The organism is Paractinoplanes tereljensis (assembly GCF_016862435.1).
GTDB lineage: Bacteria > Actinomycetota > Actinomycetes > Mycobacteriales > Micromonosporaceae > Actinoplanes > Actinoplanes tereljensis.
This window is the reverse complement of record NZ_BOMY01000013.1, coordinates 72177-87890: the sequence shown is the minus strand read 5'-3', so window position 1 is coordinate 87890 and position 15714 is coordinate 72177. Positions and strand designations below refer to the sequence as shown.

The 15714-nt window shown below is 69.0% G+C and carries 17 protein-coding genes; 12 read left to right on the top strand and 5 right to left on the bottom strand.

Annotated elements, in window-relative coordinates; translation table 11 throughout:
* The first annotated feature begins 254 nt into the window (after positions 1–254).
* On the top strand, positions 255–512 hold the full coding sequence (locus Ate02nite_RS09645) for a WhiB family transcriptional regulator (protein WP_203802391.1): 258 nt from the start codon (positions 255–257) through the stop codon (positions 510–512).
* A gap of 6 nt (positions 513–518) precedes the next feature.
* On the opposite strand, the gene Ate02nite_RS09640 is transcribed toward Ate02nite_RS09645, so the two are convergent.
* Positions 519–899: a metallopeptidase family protein gene (locus Ate02nite_RS09640; RefSeq protein ID WP_189205811.1), complete on the bottom strand. Its 381-nt coding sequence runs from the start codon at positions 897–899 to the stop codon at positions 519–521.
* Between the two features lie 271 nt (positions 900–1170).
* Here Ate02nite_RS09640 and Ate02nite_RS09635 point away from each other — a divergent pair, with 271 nt between their 5' ends.
* Positions 1171–1536, top strand: a complete 366-nt coding sequence (locus Ate02nite_RS09635; protein ID WP_203802388.1) for a DUF3499 domain-containing protein — start codon at positions 1171–1173, stop codon at positions 1534–1536.
* A 6-nt stretch (positions 1537–1542) separates the two neighbouring features.
* On the opposite strand, the gene Ate02nite_RS09630 is transcribed toward Ate02nite_RS09635, so the two are convergent.
* The gene (locus Ate02nite_RS09630; protein WP_203802386.1) at positions 1543–2352 is read right to left on the bottom strand and encodes a polysaccharide deacetylase family protein; all 810 of its coding nucleotides are present in this window, start codon (positions 2350–2352) and stop codon (positions 1543–1545) included.
* 160 nt (positions 2353–2512) lie between these two features.
* Here Ate02nite_RS09630 and Ate02nite_RS09625 point away from each other — a divergent pair, with 160 nt between their 5' ends.
* Complete coding sequence (locus Ate02nite_RS09625; protein WP_203802384.1) at positions 2513–3034, top strand: GNAT family N-acetyltransferase; 522 nt, start codon at positions 2513–2515, stop codon at positions 3032–3034.
* Here Ate02nite_RS09625 and Ate02nite_RS09620 read toward each other — a convergent pair.
* From Ate02nite_RS09620 to Ate02nite_RS09610, 3 genes are read right to left on the bottom strand one after another with little or no spacing between them, the layout of a single operon-like run.
* Positions 3031–3405 (bottom strand): DUF779 domain-containing protein, encoded by a 375-nt coding sequence (locus Ate02nite_RS09620; protein WP_203802382.1) that lies wholly within the window; start codon positions 3403–3405, stop codon positions 3031–3033. The genes Ate02nite_RS09625 and Ate02nite_RS09620 overlap by 4 nt on opposite strands.
* A gap of 3 nt (positions 3406–3408) precedes the next feature.
* The gene (gene adh / locus Ate02nite_RS09615; RefSeq protein ID WP_203802380.1) at positions 3409–4932 is read right to left on the bottom strand and encodes an aldehyde dehydrogenase; all 1524 of its coding nucleotides are present in this window, start codon (positions 4930–4932) and stop codon (positions 3409–3411) included.
* Between the two features lie 38 nt (positions 4933–4970).
* Positions 4971–6269, bottom strand: coding sequence for a GAF domain-containing protein (locus tag Ate02nite_RS09610; RefSeq protein WP_203802379.1), 1299 nt, complete (start codon positions 6267–6269; stop codon positions 4971–4973).
* Positions 6270–6411: 142 nt separating this feature from the next.
* On the opposite strand from Ate02nite_RS09610, the gene Ate02nite_RS09605 reads away from it, so the two are divergent.
* The 9 genes from Ate02nite_RS09605 to efeU all read left to right on the top strand — a co-directional run bounded on the left by Ate02nite_RS09605 (position 6412) and on the right by efeU (position 15705).
* Positions 6412–7791 carry a phosphomannomutase/phosphoglucomutase gene (locus Ate02nite_RS09605; protein ID WP_203802378.1) on the top strand — a complete coding sequence of 460 codons (1380 nt, stop codon included), beginning with the start codon at positions 6412–6414 and terminating at the stop codon, positions 7789–7791.
* Positions 7792–7834: 43 nt separating this feature from the next.
* Positions 7835–8020: a Trm112 family protein gene (locus Ate02nite_RS09600; RefSeq protein ID WP_203802376.1), complete on the top strand. Its 186-nt coding sequence runs from the start codon at positions 7835–7837 to the stop codon at positions 8018–8020.
* On the top strand, positions 8020–9246 hold the full coding sequence (locus Ate02nite_RS09595) for an SIS domain-containing protein (protein ID WP_203802374.1): 1227 nt from the start codon (positions 8020–8022) through the stop codon (positions 9244–9246). Before Ate02nite_RS09600 ends, Ate02nite_RS09595 begins: the two co-directional genes overlap by 1 nt.
* Positions 9243–10199, top strand: a complete 957-nt coding sequence (locus Ate02nite_RS09590) for a cation diffusion facilitator family transporter (RefSeq protein ID WP_203802372.1) — start codon at positions 9243–9245, stop codon at positions 10197–10199. The genes Ate02nite_RS09595 and Ate02nite_RS09590 overlap by 4 nt, the downstream gene beginning before the upstream one ends.
* A gap of 20 nt (positions 10200–10219) precedes the next feature.
* Entirely contained in the window at positions 10220–11362 is a 1143-nt protein-coding gene (gene manA / locus Ate02nite_RS09585; protein WP_438871175.1) for a mannose-6-phosphate isomerase, class I, read from the top strand.
* 626 nt (positions 11363–11988) lie between these two features.
* A complete protein-coding gene (gene ahcY, locus Ate02nite_RS09580) occupies positions 11989–13455 on the top strand; it encodes an adenosylhomocysteinase (protein WP_203802370.1) in 1467 nt (488 codons plus the stop codon).
* Between the two features lie 181 nt (positions 13456–13636).
* The gene (locus Ate02nite_RS09575; protein WP_203802367.1) at positions 13637–14497 is read left to right on the top strand and encodes a helix-turn-helix domain-containing protein; all 861 of its coding nucleotides are present in this window, start codon (positions 13637–13639) and stop codon (positions 14495–14497) included.
* A gap of 40 nt (positions 14498–14537) precedes the next feature.
* Positions 14538–14735, top strand: a complete 198-nt coding sequence (locus Ate02nite_RS09570) for a DUF397 domain-containing protein (protein WP_203802364.1) — start codon at positions 14538–14540, stop codon at positions 14733–14735.
* Between the two features lie 139 nt (positions 14736–14874).
* On the top strand, positions 14875–15705 hold the full coding sequence (gene efeU, locus Ate02nite_RS09565; RefSeq protein ID WP_203802362.1) for an iron uptake transporter permease EfeU: 831 nt from the start codon (positions 14875–14877) through the stop codon (positions 15703–15705).
* The last annotated feature ends 9 nt before the right edge of the window (positions 15706–15714 follow it).

The following is a 15714-nucleotide window of genomic DNA, read 5'->3' as shown; positions in this document are numbered from 1 at the left end:
GGGTGGCGTAACCCTGTGTGGCTCCTGAGAGATAGGGCAGGAACGGGACCACGACGCGCCGAAGGCGCGCCGGGGAAACGGGCCTATTTATCAGGTTCGGCTTGACGACGCACGTCTTACACGCGTGTAATTTCGGGTGGGGTTGTGGGGTCGGACGCTACGTAACTTTCGCGTTCGCTCCGCAAAAAACACGCCGCGTGCGTGGGGGGTCAGCGTCGGCAGTGATGCCGACGCGGGAATTGGGAGGCACGCCGATGGAAGCGCAGGTTGAAGGGGTAGACCTGCTCGGGGACGCGCCCGAGTGGCAGGAGCGGGCGCTGTGTTCGCAGACTGATCCGGAAGCTTTCTTTCCGGAAAAGGGCGGCTCCACCAGGGAGGCGAAGCGGATCTGTGGCCGGTGCGAGGTCAAGGGGGAATGCCTGGAATACGCACTGGGTCACGACGAGCGCTTCGGCATCTGGGGTGGATTGTCCGAGCGTGAACGCCGCAAGCTGAAGCGGCGCGTGGCCTAACAGGCTCTAGGAAAGCTCGTCTGGATCCACACCGAGCAGGTTGGCTACCTGCTCGATGATCACATCGTGGACGAGGTCGGCGAGGTCTTCGCGGTCCATCGCCCGGAACTCCAACGGCCGCCGGTAGAGCACAATCCGAGGGGGAAGCTCCTGCCGGCCGGGGCGGCCGGGCAGCAGGCGGGCCAGCGGCACCTCGCCGTCCTCGAGCACGTCGGAGTCGTAGACGTTGAGATCGGGAGGCACGTCCTCCACCGCGAACTCGACGCCGGCCAACTCTTTCGCGTAACGCCGCTCGAGGCTCTCGACCGTGTCCAGCACAAGATCGTCGAAGATCTCGGCCTTGGTGCGGGCCAGGGGCACGGTCGCGGGCACCAGCCGGCCGCGCAGACCACGGCCGTGGCGATCGCGGCGGGTCGGATGACCCGGGCCTTCTCTGCGGGCCGTGTTGCGTCGGCGCTCAGGGCTGGTGGTCACCTCGCAACTCTAGTCCTCCGCAGGGGGTACTCGGTGACAGCCGGGTTTCGCCGCGTGTCCGGCCACAATTCGTCCCAACGGGGCGGCGTGTCACCCGGGTATAGCCGAATCGTGATGCACGGCGGGTCGGCGTGTCGCGCGGTTTCAGGGCGCGTGCGCGCCCGCGGGGCGATAACGTGCCGCCGTGAGGTCACCACGGCGCTGCTCCCGGAACGGCTGTCCCCGACAGGCGGTCGCCACTCTGACCTACGTCTACAACGATTCGACCGCCGTCGTCGGCCCCCTGGCGGCGTTCGCCGAGCCCCATACGTACGACCTGTGCGAGCCGCACGCCCGCAGCCTCACCGCCCCCCGAGGCTGGGACCTGGTTCGGCACGACGGCGATTTCTCGCCCCCGCCGCCCACCACCGACGACCTGGTCGCGCTGGCTGACGCGGTGCGTGAGGCGGCCCGGCCCCCGGCCCCGCCCCCGCGCAGCGACGAGCAGAACCTCCCCGGCCACCAGACCGGCCGCCGGGGCCACCTACGGGTGATTCCGCCGACCCACTAGCCCTCTTTAGAGGCCGACCAGCTTGTAGCGCTTGCGCAGCCACGGCAGCAGGGTGCGGTAAGCCGCGATGGTGTCCGGCTGGGCGTAATCGTGGGAGAGCACGATCGCACCGGCGTGGGTGTTCCGCTCGACCCGGGCGATGACCCGGGCCCGGTGCTGCGCGTGCGTCTCGCCCTTCGGGTGGTCCCAGTCGCGCGGGTCGACCCGCCAGTACAGCGACGTCATGCCCAGCTGCTTGGCGACCGCGACGACACCGGGCGTGAAGTTGCCGCCCGGGGCCCGGAAATACTTGATCTTCGCGTTCGGGGCGGCCTTGCGGATCGCGGCGTTCGTACGCGCCAGATCGGCCTTGATCTTCGCCGGCGACTTCTTGCCCAGCTTCAGATCGTGGCTCCAGGTGTGATTGCACAGGGTGTGCCCACCGGCCACGATCTTGCGGACCAACTCGGGGTGCTTCTGCACGTTCTTGCCGACCAGGCAGAAGGTGGCCTTGGTGTGGTTCTGGGCGAGCAGCTTGAGGATCTTCGGCGTCTGAGCCGGATCGGGCCCGTCGTCGAAGGTCAGCGCTACCGCCTTGCTGCCGGTGGTCATCCGGCTGCCGGCCGGTCCGGACGGTTTGTGTGCTGCGGGCTTGACGGTCGCCGGCTTGGGCTTCGGCTTCGGTTTCTTCGCCGCCGGTGGCAGTGGTGCAGCACTGGACGGCGCAGGCGAGGGGGCCGCGGAGGGGGTCTCGTCCGCCGAAGCCCGCCCGGCCAGACCCACCATCACGAGGGCCACCCCGAGAAGCACCAACTTCTTGGAACGCGACAACCGCATCAAAACCTCCCCAGGTATCTCGAATGACGACACTGCCCGATGTGGCCGGCTGATCGCCACTTTCGATCCCCGGACGGCACACTTCCGGGATCTAAATCACTCGCTCATCTCAGAGAACGTAGGGGCGGCGCGCAACGATCAAACGGCCCATCCTGGACGGATGAACATCCGGTTGCGCCCGATCCGCGCGGACGAACTCGAGATCCTGCATGCCCACGCCCAGGACCCGGACTATTCGGCCAACACCTGGACCGGGTTCCACTCGGTCGCGCACCTGGCCCGGCTGCACGACGAGAACGGCTTCCTGAACGAGGACGTGACTCGGCTGATGGTGGACGTGGACGGCGAGGCAGTCGGTCTCGTCTCGTTGAGCCGTAAGCGCCACGGCGTCCGGGGCGACTGCTACGAGATCGGATGCGCGATCCTGCCGCCGCACCGCGGGCGGGGGATCGGCTGGCGGGCGCAGGCACTGCTCACCGCGTACGTCTTCGAGCACTTCCCGGTGCAGCGGGTGGAGGCCGGCACCCAGGCGGAAAACGTGGCCGAGCGGAAAGCGCTGCTCAAGGCCGGGTTCCAGCAGGAAGGCGTGATCCGGGCGGCCGAGTTCCGGGCCGGGCAGTGGCGCGACGGCGTGCTGTTCAGCCGTTTGCGCGACGACCCGTACCCGGAACTGAATAATTAGGACAATTCGTCCAGCTCGGCCGCCGTGAGCAGGCGCGAGCGGATCAGGAAACGTACGCCCTCGGGGGCCTCCAGCGAGAAGCCGGCGCCGCGCCCCGGGACCACGTCCACCGTCAGGTGGGTGTGCTTCCACAGCTCGAACTGCGAGCCGGACATCCAGAACGTGATCGGCTCGTCCACCCCGTCGATCTTCAGGGATTCGAGCAGCACGTCGGACTGGCCGGTGCGGAACTCGCCCTCCAGGTAACACATCGGCGAGCTGCCGTCGCAGCACCCGCCGGACTGGTGGAACATCAGGGGACCGTGCTGACCCCGCAGCTGCCGCATCATGTCGGCCGCCGCGGGGGTCACGTCAACTCTCGTCGCAGTCATGGCCTAGAAGAAGCCCATCGCCTTCGGGCTGTACGACACCAGCAGGTTCTTGGTCTGCTGGTAGTGGTCCAGCATCATCTTGTGGTTCTCCCGGCCGATGCCGGACTGCTTGTAACCACCGAACGCGGCGTGCGCGGGGTACAGGTGGTACGAGTTCGTCCACACCCGGCCGGCCTTGATCGCGCGACCGGCCCGGTACGCCGTGTTGATGTCCCGGGTCCACACGCCGGCGCCGAGGCCGTAGAGCGTGTCGTTGGCAATCTTGATGGCGTCCGCGTAATCGGCGAACGAGGTCACCGACACGACCGGCCCGAAGATCTCCTCCTGGAAGATCCGCATGGTGTTCGAGCCCTCGAAGATCGTCGGCTGCACGTAGTAACCGCCGGACAGGTTGCCGCCGAGGTCGGCCCGGCCGCCACCGGTCAGGACGCGAGCGCCCTCCTGTCGGCCGATGTCGAGGTACGACAGGATCTTCTCGAGCTGGTCGTTGGACGCCTGCGCGCCGACCTGGGTGTCGGTGTCGAGCGGATTGCCCTGCTTGAGGTTGTCCACCCGCTTCACGCCGGCCGCCAGGAAGTCGGAGTAGATGCTCTGCTGGATGAGCGCGCGGGACGGGCAGGTGCAGACCTCGCCCTGGTTGAGCGCGAACATCGAGAAGCCCTCGAGCGACTTGTCGTAGAAGTCGTCGTCGGCCCGGCTGACGTCCTCGAAGAAGATGTTCGGGCTCTTGCCGCCCAGTTCGAGGGTGACCGGGATCAGGTTCTCCGAGGCGTACTGCATGATCAGCCGGCCGGTCGTGGTCTCGCCGGTGAACGCGATCTTCGCGATCCGGTTCGAGCTGGCCAGCGGCTTGCCGGCCTCCACGCCGAAGCCGTTCACGATGTTCAGGACGCCCGGCGGGAGCAGGTCGCCGATGATCGACATCAGCAGGTGGATCGAGGCCGGGGTCTGCTCGGCCGGCTTGAGCACGACACAGTTGCCGGCGGCCAGGGCCGGGGCCAGCTTCCAGACCGCCATCAGGATCGGGAAGTTCCACGGGATGATCTGGCCGACCACGCCGAGCGGCTCGTGGAAGTGGTACGCGATGGTGTCGTCGTCGATCTCGCCGGCCGTGCCCTCCTGGGCCCGGATCGCGCCCGCGAAGTACCGGAAGTGGTCGATCGCGAGCGGGATGTCGGCGGCCAGGGTCTCCCGGACCGGCTTGCCGTTCTCCCAGGCCTCGGCGACGGCGAGCTTCTCGAGGTTCGCCTCCATCCGGTCGGCGATCTTGTTGAGAATGTTGGCGCGCTCGGCGACCGAGGTGCGGCCCCACGCGTCGGCCGCGCCGTGCGCGGCGTCCAGCGCCCGCTCCACGTCGTCGGCCGTGCCCCGGGCTACCTCGGTGAAGTTCTCACCGGTGACCGGGGAGGGGTTCTCGAAGTACTGGCCCTTGGCCGGCGCGACGTACTCGCCACCGATGTAGTGGTCGTAGCGGGACTCGTAGCTGACGATCGATCCGTCGGAACCGGGCGGGGAGTATGTGGTCATCGTTGGCCTCCGTACCTGCGGGGTAGGTACGGGCCAAGCTAGTTACGAGCACGTTGCGGGAACGTTGCAAGACCGTATTCGGTGGCCAGTTGGCGGACCCGGTTCACCGCCAGGGGGCGGGCCGGGGAGCCGTGCGGGAGCTGTCTCGCGTACGCCTCCCACATCTCCAGGTCGTCGGCGCCCCACGGCTGGTGCAGCCAGGTGCGCATCAGCGACCAGTCGCGGGTGGCCAGCACCGCCGCCCGCAGCTGGCCGTCGACCAGCCGGCGCAGCCGGGAGATGCCCGGCGCGTCGGAGCCGGGGAGCAGCGGCCCCGCGTACTCCTCCAGGGCCTCGGCCACCCGCCCGCGTTCCAGCAGCCGGGTCACCGTGCGGAAGTCCGAGTCGAGCTCGGCGCGCAGCCGGTAGGGGCGGGACTCGACCAGCTCCGGGCCGAGCGTGCGGCGCAGCCGGGACAGCTCGGCCCGAACGGTCACCGGGCTGACGTCCTCGCCATAGAGATCAAAACCAAGTTCCTCCCCGGTACGCCCTTCCGGGTGCTCCAGGAGCAGGACCAGGAGTTCCGAGTGCCGGCGGCCGAGTCGTTGCCGGGACCCGCCGAAGGTCAGCATGGCCTCGTTGCGGCCCAGGGCGGCGACCCGGCCGGCCGCGGTGTGCGGGGTGAGCTGACTGCCCAGGTAGGCCTCGGCGGCCAGCGCGGTCGCCCGGACCAGGGCCAGGCTGTGCGGGTTGGCCAGGTGGTCGCCGCCGGTCACGTCGATCGCGCCGAGCAGCCGGCCGGTGCCCGGGTCGTGGATCGGGGCGGCCGCGCAGGTCCACCGCTGCACCGAGCGGCTGAAGTGCTCGGTCGCGAAGATCTGCAGGGAGTGGTCGATGGCCAGCGCGGTGCCGGGGGCGTTGGTGCCCGCGTGCGCCTCGTCCCAGCGGGCGCCCGGCACGAAGTTCATCTGCTCGGCGCCGCGCAGCATCGAGCCGGCCCCCTCGACCCAGAGCAGTCGCCCGTACGCGTCGCAGACCGCCATCAGGTTGTCGCCGTCCTCGGCCAGACCGCCCAGCAGGTCGCGGAAGATCGGCAGCACCCGCGCCAGCGGGTGGGCCGCCCGGTACTCCTCCAGCTCGCCGTCGCTCAGGTCGATCGGCGGGGTGCCGTCGGCCCCGGGCAGCGCGGAGGCTGAGCGCTTCCACGAGTCGGCGACCACCGAGCGGATCTGCGGAGGCTGTTGATCACCCGACAAGCTGAGTCCCCCTGAACAGAACTGCTCGTGGGCACGCCCGACCTGCCGAATCCGTTCGGCCGGATCGGCACCGAGGTCGAGGGCGAGCCAGGGATTGGCCACGGGCCACCTCCAGTCCCGTCCATCGTGACCCGCATCACCCCGGACGACAAGCCACCCGTAACAGTGGTGGCGTCCCGTTGCTACCTTGCCGTTCTCTTGCCTCCGCTACTCTCAGCGGGAATCAACGGGGTGAGGGGGAGAATTGTCTGATCTGTCCAAGATCGTCAAGGCGTACGACGTCCGCGGAACGGTGCCCGACCAGTTCAACGAGTCAGTCGCCCGGGCGCTCGGCACCGCTTTTGTCGAGATGCTGCGCGAGTCGGGGGACGACGCGGACCAGATCGTGATCGCCCACGACATGCGCGAGTCCGGCCCGGGCCTGGCCGCCGCCTTCGCCCGGGGCGCCAACGCCGCCGGTGCCGGCGTGATCAACACCGGTCTCGGCTCCACCGACCAGCTCTATTACGCCTCCGGGGCGCTCGGCCTGCCCGGTGCGATGTTCACCGCCAGCCACAACCCGGCGCAATACAACGGCATCAAGCTGTGCCGGGCCGGCGCCAAGCCGGTCGGTCAGGACAGCGGCCTCGCCATCGTCCGTCGCCGCGCGGAGCAGCTGCTGCGCGACCTGAACGCCGACGCCGACGGCCCCGACCGGATCGAGTCCCGCGACCTGCTCCGCGACTACGCGACGCACCTGCGCTCGCTGGTCGACCTGTCCGGCATCCGGCCGCTCAAGGTGATCGTGGACGCCGGCAACGGGATGGGCGGCTTCACCGTCCCGGCCGTGCTCGGTGACCAGGTGCTCGCGGCCCTGCCGCTGACCATCGTGCCGATGTACTTCGAGCTGGACGGCTCGTTCCCGAACCACGAGGCCAACCCGCTCGATCCGGCCAACCTGGTCGACCTGCAGGAAGCCATCCGGGCGCAGGGTGCCGACATCGGCGTCGCGTTCGACGGCGATGCCGACCGCTGCTTCATCATCGACGAGAACGGCGACCCGGTCTCGCCCTCGGCGGTCACCGCGCTGGTCGCCAAGCGGGAGTTGGCCAAGTTCCCGGGCAGCACGATCATCCACAACCTGATCACCTCGTCGGCGGTGCCCGAGATCATCACCGAGAACGGCGGCAAGCCGGTGCGCAGCCGGGTCGGCCACTCGTTCATCAAGGCCGAGATGGCCCGCACCAACGCGGTCTTCGGCGGTGAGCACTCGGCGCACTACTACTTCCGCGACTTCTGGTTCGCCGACACCGGCATGCTGGCCGCCATGCACGTGCTGGCCGCGCTCGGCGGGCAGGACCGCCCGCTGTCCGAGTTCGCCGCCGAGTTCGAGCGCTATGCGGCCTCCGGCGAGATCAACTCCACCGTGGGCGACGCCCCGGCGCGGGTCGCCGACGTCCGGGCGGCGTTCCCGGACGCCACGTTCGACGAGCTGGACGGCCTGACCGTGACGCTCGCCGACGGTGCCTGGTTCAACCTGCGCGCCTCCAACACCGAGCCGTTGCTGCGGCTCAACGTGGAGGCTCCGAAGCCGGATCGGATGGCATCGCTGAGGGACGAAGTGCTCTCGATCGTCCGCCGGTAGGATCGGGTGGCTAGATTTCCGTAAGCCGTAAAGGAGTCGTTCGGTGGCCCTCGATCCGCAGTTGCTGGACATTTTGGCCTGCCCGGACACGCATCACGCGCCGTTGACGCACGACGCCGAGGCGCAGACGCTCACCTGCACGGAGTGCGGGCGGATCTTCGAGATCCGCGATGACATCCCGGTTCTGCTTCTCGACGAGGCGCGGCAGCCGTCCGCGAAGGAGGCCTGATGGCCACCCCGCTGGAGGGCGCGTCCGGAGTCAACGGGCACCGCGTCGCCGACGAGTCGCTGCTCGACGACGAGAAGTCGATGCTCGCCAACGACCCCGGTGGCATGCTCCGCGCCACCGCATCGGCCGGCGCCCAGGTCCGCGAGTCCGCGGCCCTGGCCGCCGAGGCCGATCTGAGCATGATGGCCGACGAGGGCCGCCCCCGGGCGGTCGTCGTCGCCGGCATCGGCACCGCCGGCCTGACCGGCAACATCCTGGCCACCGTGGCCGGTCACCGCTGCCCGGTGCCGATCATCGGGCACCGCAGCGCCGGCATCCCCGGCTGGGTGGGCGCGGCCGACGTGGTCATCGCCGTCTCCGCCTCCGGGCGCAGCCCCGAGGCGCTGGCCGCCGCCGAGGCCGCGGTCCGCCGGGGCGCCCGGCTGATCGCTATCGGTAACCCCGACACCGAGTTGCAGGCAATGGCCGAGCGGGCCCGCTCGCCGTTCATCCCGGTGCCGCGCCGCGCGCCGGCCCGGGCCAGCCTCTGGGGCCTGACCGTGCCGGTGCTGCTCGCGGCCCGCGCGATCGGCCTGGTCAAGGTCAACGAGGCCGACCTGGCCGAGACCGCGACCCGGCTGGACGCCGACGCCGAGCGGTGCCGGGCCGGCGCCGATTCGTTCGTCAACCCGGCCAAGTCGCTCGCGCTCGGCCTGGCCGGCTCGATCCCGATCGTCTGGGGCTCGTCCCCGCTGGCCACCGTGGCCGCCCGCCGCTTCGCCGACACCCTGGCCGCCAACGCGCGCTACCCGGTGATGGCCGGTGCGCTGGGCGAGGCCGGCCGCGGCCGGGTGGGGCTGCTCGACGGCGTCTTCGGCGGTCTCGCCGAGTCGTCCCGCGACATCTTCGCCGACCCCGACGAGGAAGAGGAGTCGACCGGCACCCGGCTGCGTCTCGTGGTGTTCCGCGACGGCGGGCTCAACCCCGAGGAAGACGCCGACGAGCCGATCGCGGTCGAGGAGCGTCGGGCCGACGCCGTGCAGACCCTGGCCGAGCGGCGTGGGGTGCGCGTCGACGTGCTGACCGCCGAGGGCGGCTCGGCCCTGGAACGGCTGGCCTCGCTCACCGCGGTGCCCGACTTCGCCTCGCTGTACCTTGCTTTGGCGCACGGACTCGACCCGATGGCCGTGCCCGCCATCAGCGAGATGAAGGAGCTGTCGAACCCGATGCCCGAGGGAATTCAGTGAGCACCGAAGGCGGCACGAAGGCGATTGTCGCGGCGCTGGCCGCGAACCTCGGTATCGCGGTCACCAAGTTCGTCGCGTGGCTGCTCACCAACTCGTCGTCGATGCTGGCCGAGGCGATCCACTCGGTGGCTGACTCCGGCAACCAGTTGCTGCTGCTCATCGGCGGCAAACAGGCGAAGCGGAAGGCGACCCCGGAGCACCCGTTCGGCTACGGCCGGGAGCGCTACATCTACGCGTTCATCGTGTCGATCGTGCTGTTCAGCGTCGGTGGCCTGTTCGCGCTCTACGAGGGCTACCACAAGATCCGGCACCCGGAACCGATCCACGGCTGGAAGTGGGTCCCGATCCTGGTGCTGGTCATCGCGATCGGCCTGGAGAGCTATTCGTTCATGACCGCGATCCGGGAGTCCAACCACACCCGGGGCAAGACCACCTGGGTCAACTTCGTGCGCCGGGCCAAGGCGCCGGAGCTCCCGGTGGTGCTGCTCGAGGACGCCGGTGCCCTGATCGGCCTGGTGCTGGCCCTGTTCGGGGTGGCGCTCACGCTGATCACCGGCGACGGTGTGTGGGACGGCATCGGCACCGGGGCGATCGGCGTGCTGCTGGTCGCGATCGCCGTGGTCCTGGCGATCGAGACGAAGAGCCTGCTGATCGGCGAGGGCGCCAGCCCGGAAGACGTCAAGAAGATCGAGACGGCGATCCTGGCCGGCGACGGCATCGAGCGGATCATCCACATGAAGACCCTGCACCTCGGCCCCGAGGAGCTGCTGGTCGCCGTGAAGATCGCCGTGCCGCGGGCCGAGCGGGCCGACGACCTGGCGTCGCACATCGACGAGACCGAGCAGCGCATCCGCGAGGCCGTTCCGATCGCCCGGGTCATCTACATCGAGCCCGACATCTTCAGCGAGCGCCGGGCCGCGGCAGTCGCCGAGGGTGCCCCAGCGACGGCTTAGCACCCGATATTCTGCGGCCTATGACCGTGTACCCGTTGACCGGTGTCATCCGCCCCTACGCGTGGGGCTCGCGCACAGTGATCGCCGACCTGCAAGGGCGTCCCGGCCCCACCGAGGCGCCCGAGGCCGAGCTGTGGCTCGGTGCGCATCCCGGCGACCCGTCCACGGTCGATGGCGTCAGCCTGCCCACGCTGATCGCCGACAACCCGAAGGCGCATCTGGGGGAGCAGGTGGTGGCCGAGTTCGGCCCCCGCCTGCCCTTCCTGCTCAAGGTCCTGGCGGCCGACGCGCCGCTGTCGTTGCAGGCGCACCCGTCGCTCGACTACGCCCGCGAGGCCTGGGCCCGCCAGGAGGCCGACCCGAGCCTGCCGAAGAACTACACGGACGCCAACCACAAGCCCGAGATGCTGGTGGCGCTCACCCCGTTCGAGGCGCTGTGCGGTTTCCGGGACCCGGCCGCGGCCGCCGACGACATCGCCGCGTTCGGCATCCCGGCGCTGGACCCGGTGCTCGCCGCGCTGCGGGCCGGCGATCTGGCCACCGCGGTGCAGACCCTGCTGAGCTGGCCCGACGAGGACCGTCGCGGGCTGGTCGAGGCCGTCGTGGCGGCCGGCAGCAGCCCGCTGGCCACCGAACTGGCCACCTTCTACCCCGGCGATCCGGGCGTGCTGGTGGCCCTCCTGCTCAACCACGTACACCTGCAGCCGGGCGAGGTGATCTGGATGCCGGCCGGCAACCTGCACGCCTACCTGCGCGGCGCCGGCGTGGAACTCATGGCGGCCAGCGACAACGTCCTCCGCGGCGGCCTCACCCCGAAGCGGGTGGACGTCCCCGAGCTGCTCAAGGTGCTGCGTTTCGAGGTGCTCGACGACCCGATCCTGCGCGCGATCGAGGTCGCTCCCGGCATCCTGACCTGGTCGGTCCCGATCCCGGACTTCGTCCTCTATCGCATCGAGGTCGACAGCACCCGCCCGCCGCTCGAGATCCCGGCCGACGGCCCGCGCATCATCCTGGCCACCGCCGGCGAACTCTTCCTCGGCGAGTCGATCGACGGCACCCCGATCGACCTCACCCGCGGCGACGCCGCCTACGCCCCGGCGGACGCCGGAAAACTCAAAATCGCGGGCACCGGCCAGGCGTTCATCGCCACGGTCCCGGCATAACCCATATGGGTACGCGGTAGCCAGGTAACCAACCGCAATAACGGCCGACCGGCCGCTCAGCGCGAGCGGCCGGGCACTCCGGCGCGTGCCGCGCCTCTCGCGTGTAGGCATTTTTCGGTGTTCCGCGTGTGCCGAGAGTGACGCGACCCGCCCGTGAAACTAGGAAATTTCCGGATTTGCTTGACGTAGCGAATGCGGAGTGTAAATCTATAACCACGCAGCGTCATTGGTGATCGGGGGGTCCCACGGACGCGCGCGGTACCAAACCGGGGGGATGAACGGGGCGGCGGGTCTAGGCCTGCCGCCCCGTTCGCTATCCGGGGCCGGGCCCGCGCGGTCGGGGATGACGCTGCGCATCGGCTCGGCCTGATCGACCAGGGTTCGACGCCGGCGTGGTCGCGCCTCACGCGAGAGGCGCGGCACGCGCCGGTGTCGCAGTTGATCGCGCCGAGCGGCGGGCCGGGTGTTGCTGCGGTTGTGAACGGCCCCGCCGCGTACGCATAAATGGACCCCGCAACGCTCAGCGTGAGTGAGCCGCGCGTTGGTGTCGCCCAGCGTGGCTGAATTGCGTTAGTAGGTCGGCGCCGGAAGTGAATCGCCGCCAATCCCGCCCGAGGAGTTCATAAATGACCAGCACCATTCGTCCGCGAACGGTTGCCGACGGCGACTTCAAGGTCGCGGATCTGTCGCTCGCCGCCTTCGGACGCAAAGAGATCCAACTGGCGGAGCACGAGATGCCCGGCCTGATGTCGTTGCGCCGGGAATTCGGGCCGAGCCAGCCGCTGCGCGGCGCGCGAATCACCGGTTCGCTGCACATGACCATTCAGACCGCGGTGCTGATCGAGACGCTCACCGCGCTCGGCGCCCAGGTGCGATGGGCCTCCTGCAACATTTTCTCGACCCAGGATCATGCGGCCGCCGCGATTGCGGTGGGCCCGGCCGGCACCCCGGAGAAACCGCAGGGTGTGCCGGTTTACGCGTGGAAGGGCGAGTCGCTCGAAGAGTATTGGTGGTGCACCGAGCAGGTCCTGTTGTGGCCGGACGGCGACGGGCCCAACATGATTCTCGACGACGGCGGGGATGCGACGCTGCTCGTGCACAAGGGCGCCGAGTACGAGAAGCTCGGCGCGGTTCCGGGGGTTGATTCGGCCGACTCGGAGGAATATGCGGTGATCCTCGGCGTGCTCGCCCGCAGCCTGGCCGAGGACGACCGGCGCTGGATGCGGGTGGCGGCCGCGGTCAAGGGCGTCACCGAGGAGACCACCACCGGCGTGCACCGGCTCTACGAGATGCAGCAGAACGGCACGCTGCTGTTCCCGGCGATCAATGTGAACGATTCGGTGACCAAGTCGAAGTTCGACAATAAATACGGCTGCCGGCACTCGCTGATCGACGGTCTCAACCGGGCCACCGACGTGCTGATCGGCGGCAAGGTGGCCGTCGTGTTCGGTTACGGCGATGTGGGCAAGGGCTGCGCCGAATCGCTGCGTGGCCAGGGCGCCCGGGTGATCGTCACCGAGGTGGACCCGATCTGCGCGCTGCAGGCGGCGATGGACGGATATCAGGTGGCGACGATCGATGACGTCGTCTCCTGTGCCGACATTTTCGTGACCGCGACCGGGTGCTTCAACGTGATCACGCACGAGCACATGGCGCGGATGAAACACCAGGCCATCGTTGGCAACATCGGCCATTTCGACAACGAGATCGATATGGCCGGCCTGCAACGCCGCGGCGATGTCTCCAAGACCACCATCAAGCCGCAGGTCGACGAGTGGAGTTTCGCCGGCGGGCACTCGATCATCGTGCTGTCCGAGGGTCGCCTGCTGAACCTGGGTAATGCGACCGGCCACCCGTCGTTCGTGATGAGCAACAGTTTCTCGAATCAGACGATCGCCCAGATCGAGCTGTTCACCCGGACCGCGGACTATCCGGTCGGGGTGCACGTGCTGCCCAAGCACCTGGACGAGAAGGTCGCCCGGCTGCATCTGGCCGCGCTCGGCGTGCGGCTGACCGAGCTCACCAAGGAGCAGGCCGGCTATCTCGGGGTCGCGGTCGAGGGGCCGTACAAACCGGATCACTACCGGTATTGAGCAGGATCGAGCCCCCGTCCGCCCGCCGGACGGGGGCTCGATCTCTCCGGGGGCACGGCAGTTGCCGCTACCGTGATCCCGTCGTTCATGTTCATTACGTCACGCCCCCTGACCTGCATGCAAGTGCAGAGTGTGCAATGCAAGTTGCAGAGCGGCACCGGCATCTGTCTATGGTGGCGAGATGGCCCGGCCGACTTCTACCGCCCGGCGCGAGCTCGGCAGCGAGCTGCGCCGGCTTCGTGGCGACCGTCGCGGTGCGGCGGTCGCGACCGCGCTGGGTTGGTCCGAGTCGAAACTCAGCCGGATCGAGACCGCGCACACGTCGATCAGCGAGGGTGATCTCGATCGCCTGCTGACCGCCTACGGCGTCCGGGTGGAGGACCGCGGCCGCCTGCGTGACCTGGCCCGGCGCGGCAGTGACCGGGCCTGGTGGACGCAGTACCGCTCGTCGGTGCCGGACCCCTACGACGAATACGTCGCGCTGGAGGGCGAGGCCGCCCTGATCAGCGAGTGGGAGGCCCAGGTGGTGCCGGGTCTGCTGCAGACCGACGAGTACGCCCGGGCGGTGATCGAGCGCGGCGCCGACGTCGGCGATCCGGATGTGATCCAGCGCCGGCTCGCGCTGCGCATGGCCCGCCAGGCGGTGCTGACCCGGGACCCGCCGCCCGTGCTGCGGATGGTGCTGGACGAGGCCGTGCTGCACCGCGAGGTCGGCGGGCCGGACGTCCTGCGCCGCCAGTTGGCCCGGCTGACCGAGGCCAGCCGCCGCCCCGGAATTGAGTTGTCGATCCTGCCGTTCTCGGCCGGCGCGCACGCCGGGCAGATCGAATCGTTCATGGTTCTGGACTTCGCACCGGGCACCCGGGCGCCGGTGGTGCACATCGAAGGGCTTACCGGCGGTCTCTTTTGGGTGAAACCTAACGAGATCGAGGTCTACCGGGATGCCCTCGATGACCTGCGGAAACGCGCACTCTCCGCAGAAGAGAGCCGAACGGCCATCGCTGAAAGGGAGGAAGCGCTCCGCGTTATTGCCGCCTCGTGAGCTGAAATGGGAGTGCCTAATTCCTTGGAAGGGGACTGCCATGCAGGACGCCAATCTCACCTGGCGTAAGAGCACTCGGAGCGGCGCCGCGGGACATTGCGTCGAAGTCGCGAATGTTCCCTCGGCCGTACTGGTACGTGACTCGAAGGACGTCGACGGGCCCGTGCTCACGTTCGCCGCGGCACAGTGGAGCGGCTTCATCTCGGGTGTCCGGGGCGGGGAGTTCGACCGCGCCTGATCCATCTTCAAGGGCGGCCCTGATCGGGGCCGCCCTTTTCTGTGACCTACAAAATGTAGGACCCCTCTTGACGGCGGATCCGTCCGGCTGGCTAAGGTATGCCCAACCTAACTTAGGGTCGCCTTAGCTTCGGAGTCACATGTTCGCCACCTACCTCATCGGCCTGCGCGAGGGGTTGGAAGCCACCCTGGTGGTCAGCATCCTCATCGCGTTCCTGGTCAAATCGGAACGCAAGGATCGGCTCAAGGTGGTGTGGGCCGGTGTCGCCGCGGCGGTGGCGCTGTCGGTGCTGTTCGGCTGGCTGCTCAGCTACACCGAGACCACCCTGCTCAAGGACTTCAAGCAGCAGGAGGCGTTCGAGGCGATCACCTCGGTCGCCGCGGTCTGCTTCGTCACCTGGATGATCTTCTGGATGCGGCGGGCGGCCCGCGGCATCGCCGGCGAACTGCGCAACAGGCTGCAGGAGGCCCTCGCGGTCGGCTCGTTCGCGGTCGGCTTCATGGCCTTCCTCGCGGTGGTCCGCGAAGGGCTCGAGACCTCGCTGATCTTCTACGCCGCGGTGCAGGGCGCCGACCTCAACGGCGGGCCGCTGGCCGCGCTGCTGGGCGGCGTCGCCACCGCGATCGCCATCGGTTACCTGATGTACGCGACGGCGGTCCGGGTCAACCTGACGGTGTTCTTCAAGTGGACCGGGGTGCTGCTCATCCTGGTCGCCGCCGGCATCTTCAAGTACGGCGTGCACTCCCTGCAGGAGGCCGAGTTCCTGCCCGGCATCTCCCATCTGGCGTACGACGCGGCGAGCTGGCTCGACCCGTCCACCTGGTACGCGACTCTGCTCGCCGGGATGTTCAACATCACCCCCCAGCCCAGCGTGCTCGAGATCGTCGCCTGGGCGGTCTACCTCGTGCCCGCCCTCGTTCTCTTCCTCTGGCCGGCGCGCAGGTCGGCGCCTCAGACAACCCCCGCATAGGAGATCTAC

What these genes read in the sequence shown, in the direction of transcription:
- efeU (WP_203802362.1), top strand. Translation starts at nt 14,875, where the DNA reads ATGTTCGCCACCTACCTCATCGGCCTGCGCGAGGGGTTGGAAGCCACC.
- Ate02nite_RS09570 (WP_203802364.1), top strand. Translation starts at nt 14,538, where the DNA reads ATGCAGGACGCCAATCTCACCTGGCGTAAGAGCACTCGGAGCGGCGCC.
- Ate02nite_RS09595 (WP_203802374.1), top strand. Translation starts at nt 8,020, where the DNA reads ATGGCCACCCCGCTGGAGGGCGCGTCCGGAGTCAACGGGCACCGCGTC.
- Ate02nite_RS09620 (WP_203802382.1), bottom strand. Translation starts at nt 3,405, where the DNA reads ATGACTGCGACGAGAGTTGACGTGACCCCCGCGGCGGCCGACATGATG.
- Ate02nite_RS09625 (WP_203802384.1), top strand. Translation starts at nt 2,513, where the DNA reads ATGAACATCCGGTTGCGCCCGATCCGCGCGGACGAACTCGAGATCCTG.
- Ate02nite_RS09575 (WP_203802367.1), top strand. Translation starts at nt 13,637, where the DNA reads ATGGCCCGGCCGACTTCTACCGCCCGGCGCGAGCTCGGCAGCGAGCTG.
- Ate02nite_RS09645 (WP_203802391.1), top strand. Translation starts at nt 255, where the DNA reads ATGGAAGCGCAGGTTGAAGGGGTAGACCTGCTCGGGGACGCGCCCGAG.
- Ate02nite_RS09630 (WP_203802386.1), bottom strand. Translation starts at nt 2,352, where the DNA reads ATGCGGTTGTCGCGTTCCAAGAAGTTGGTGCTTCTCGGGGTGGCCCTC.
- manA (WP_438871175.1), top strand. Translation starts at nt 10,220, where the DNA reads ATGACCGTGTACCCGTTGACCGGTGTCATCCGCCCCTACGCGTGGGGC.
- adh (WP_203802380.1), bottom strand. Translation starts at nt 4,932, where the DNA reads ATGACCACATACTCCCCGCCCGGTTCCGACGGATCGATCGTCAGCTAC.
- ahcY (WP_203802370.1), top strand. Translation starts at nt 11,989, where the DNA reads ATGACCAGCACCATTCGTCCGCGAACGGTTGCCGACGGCGACTTCAAG.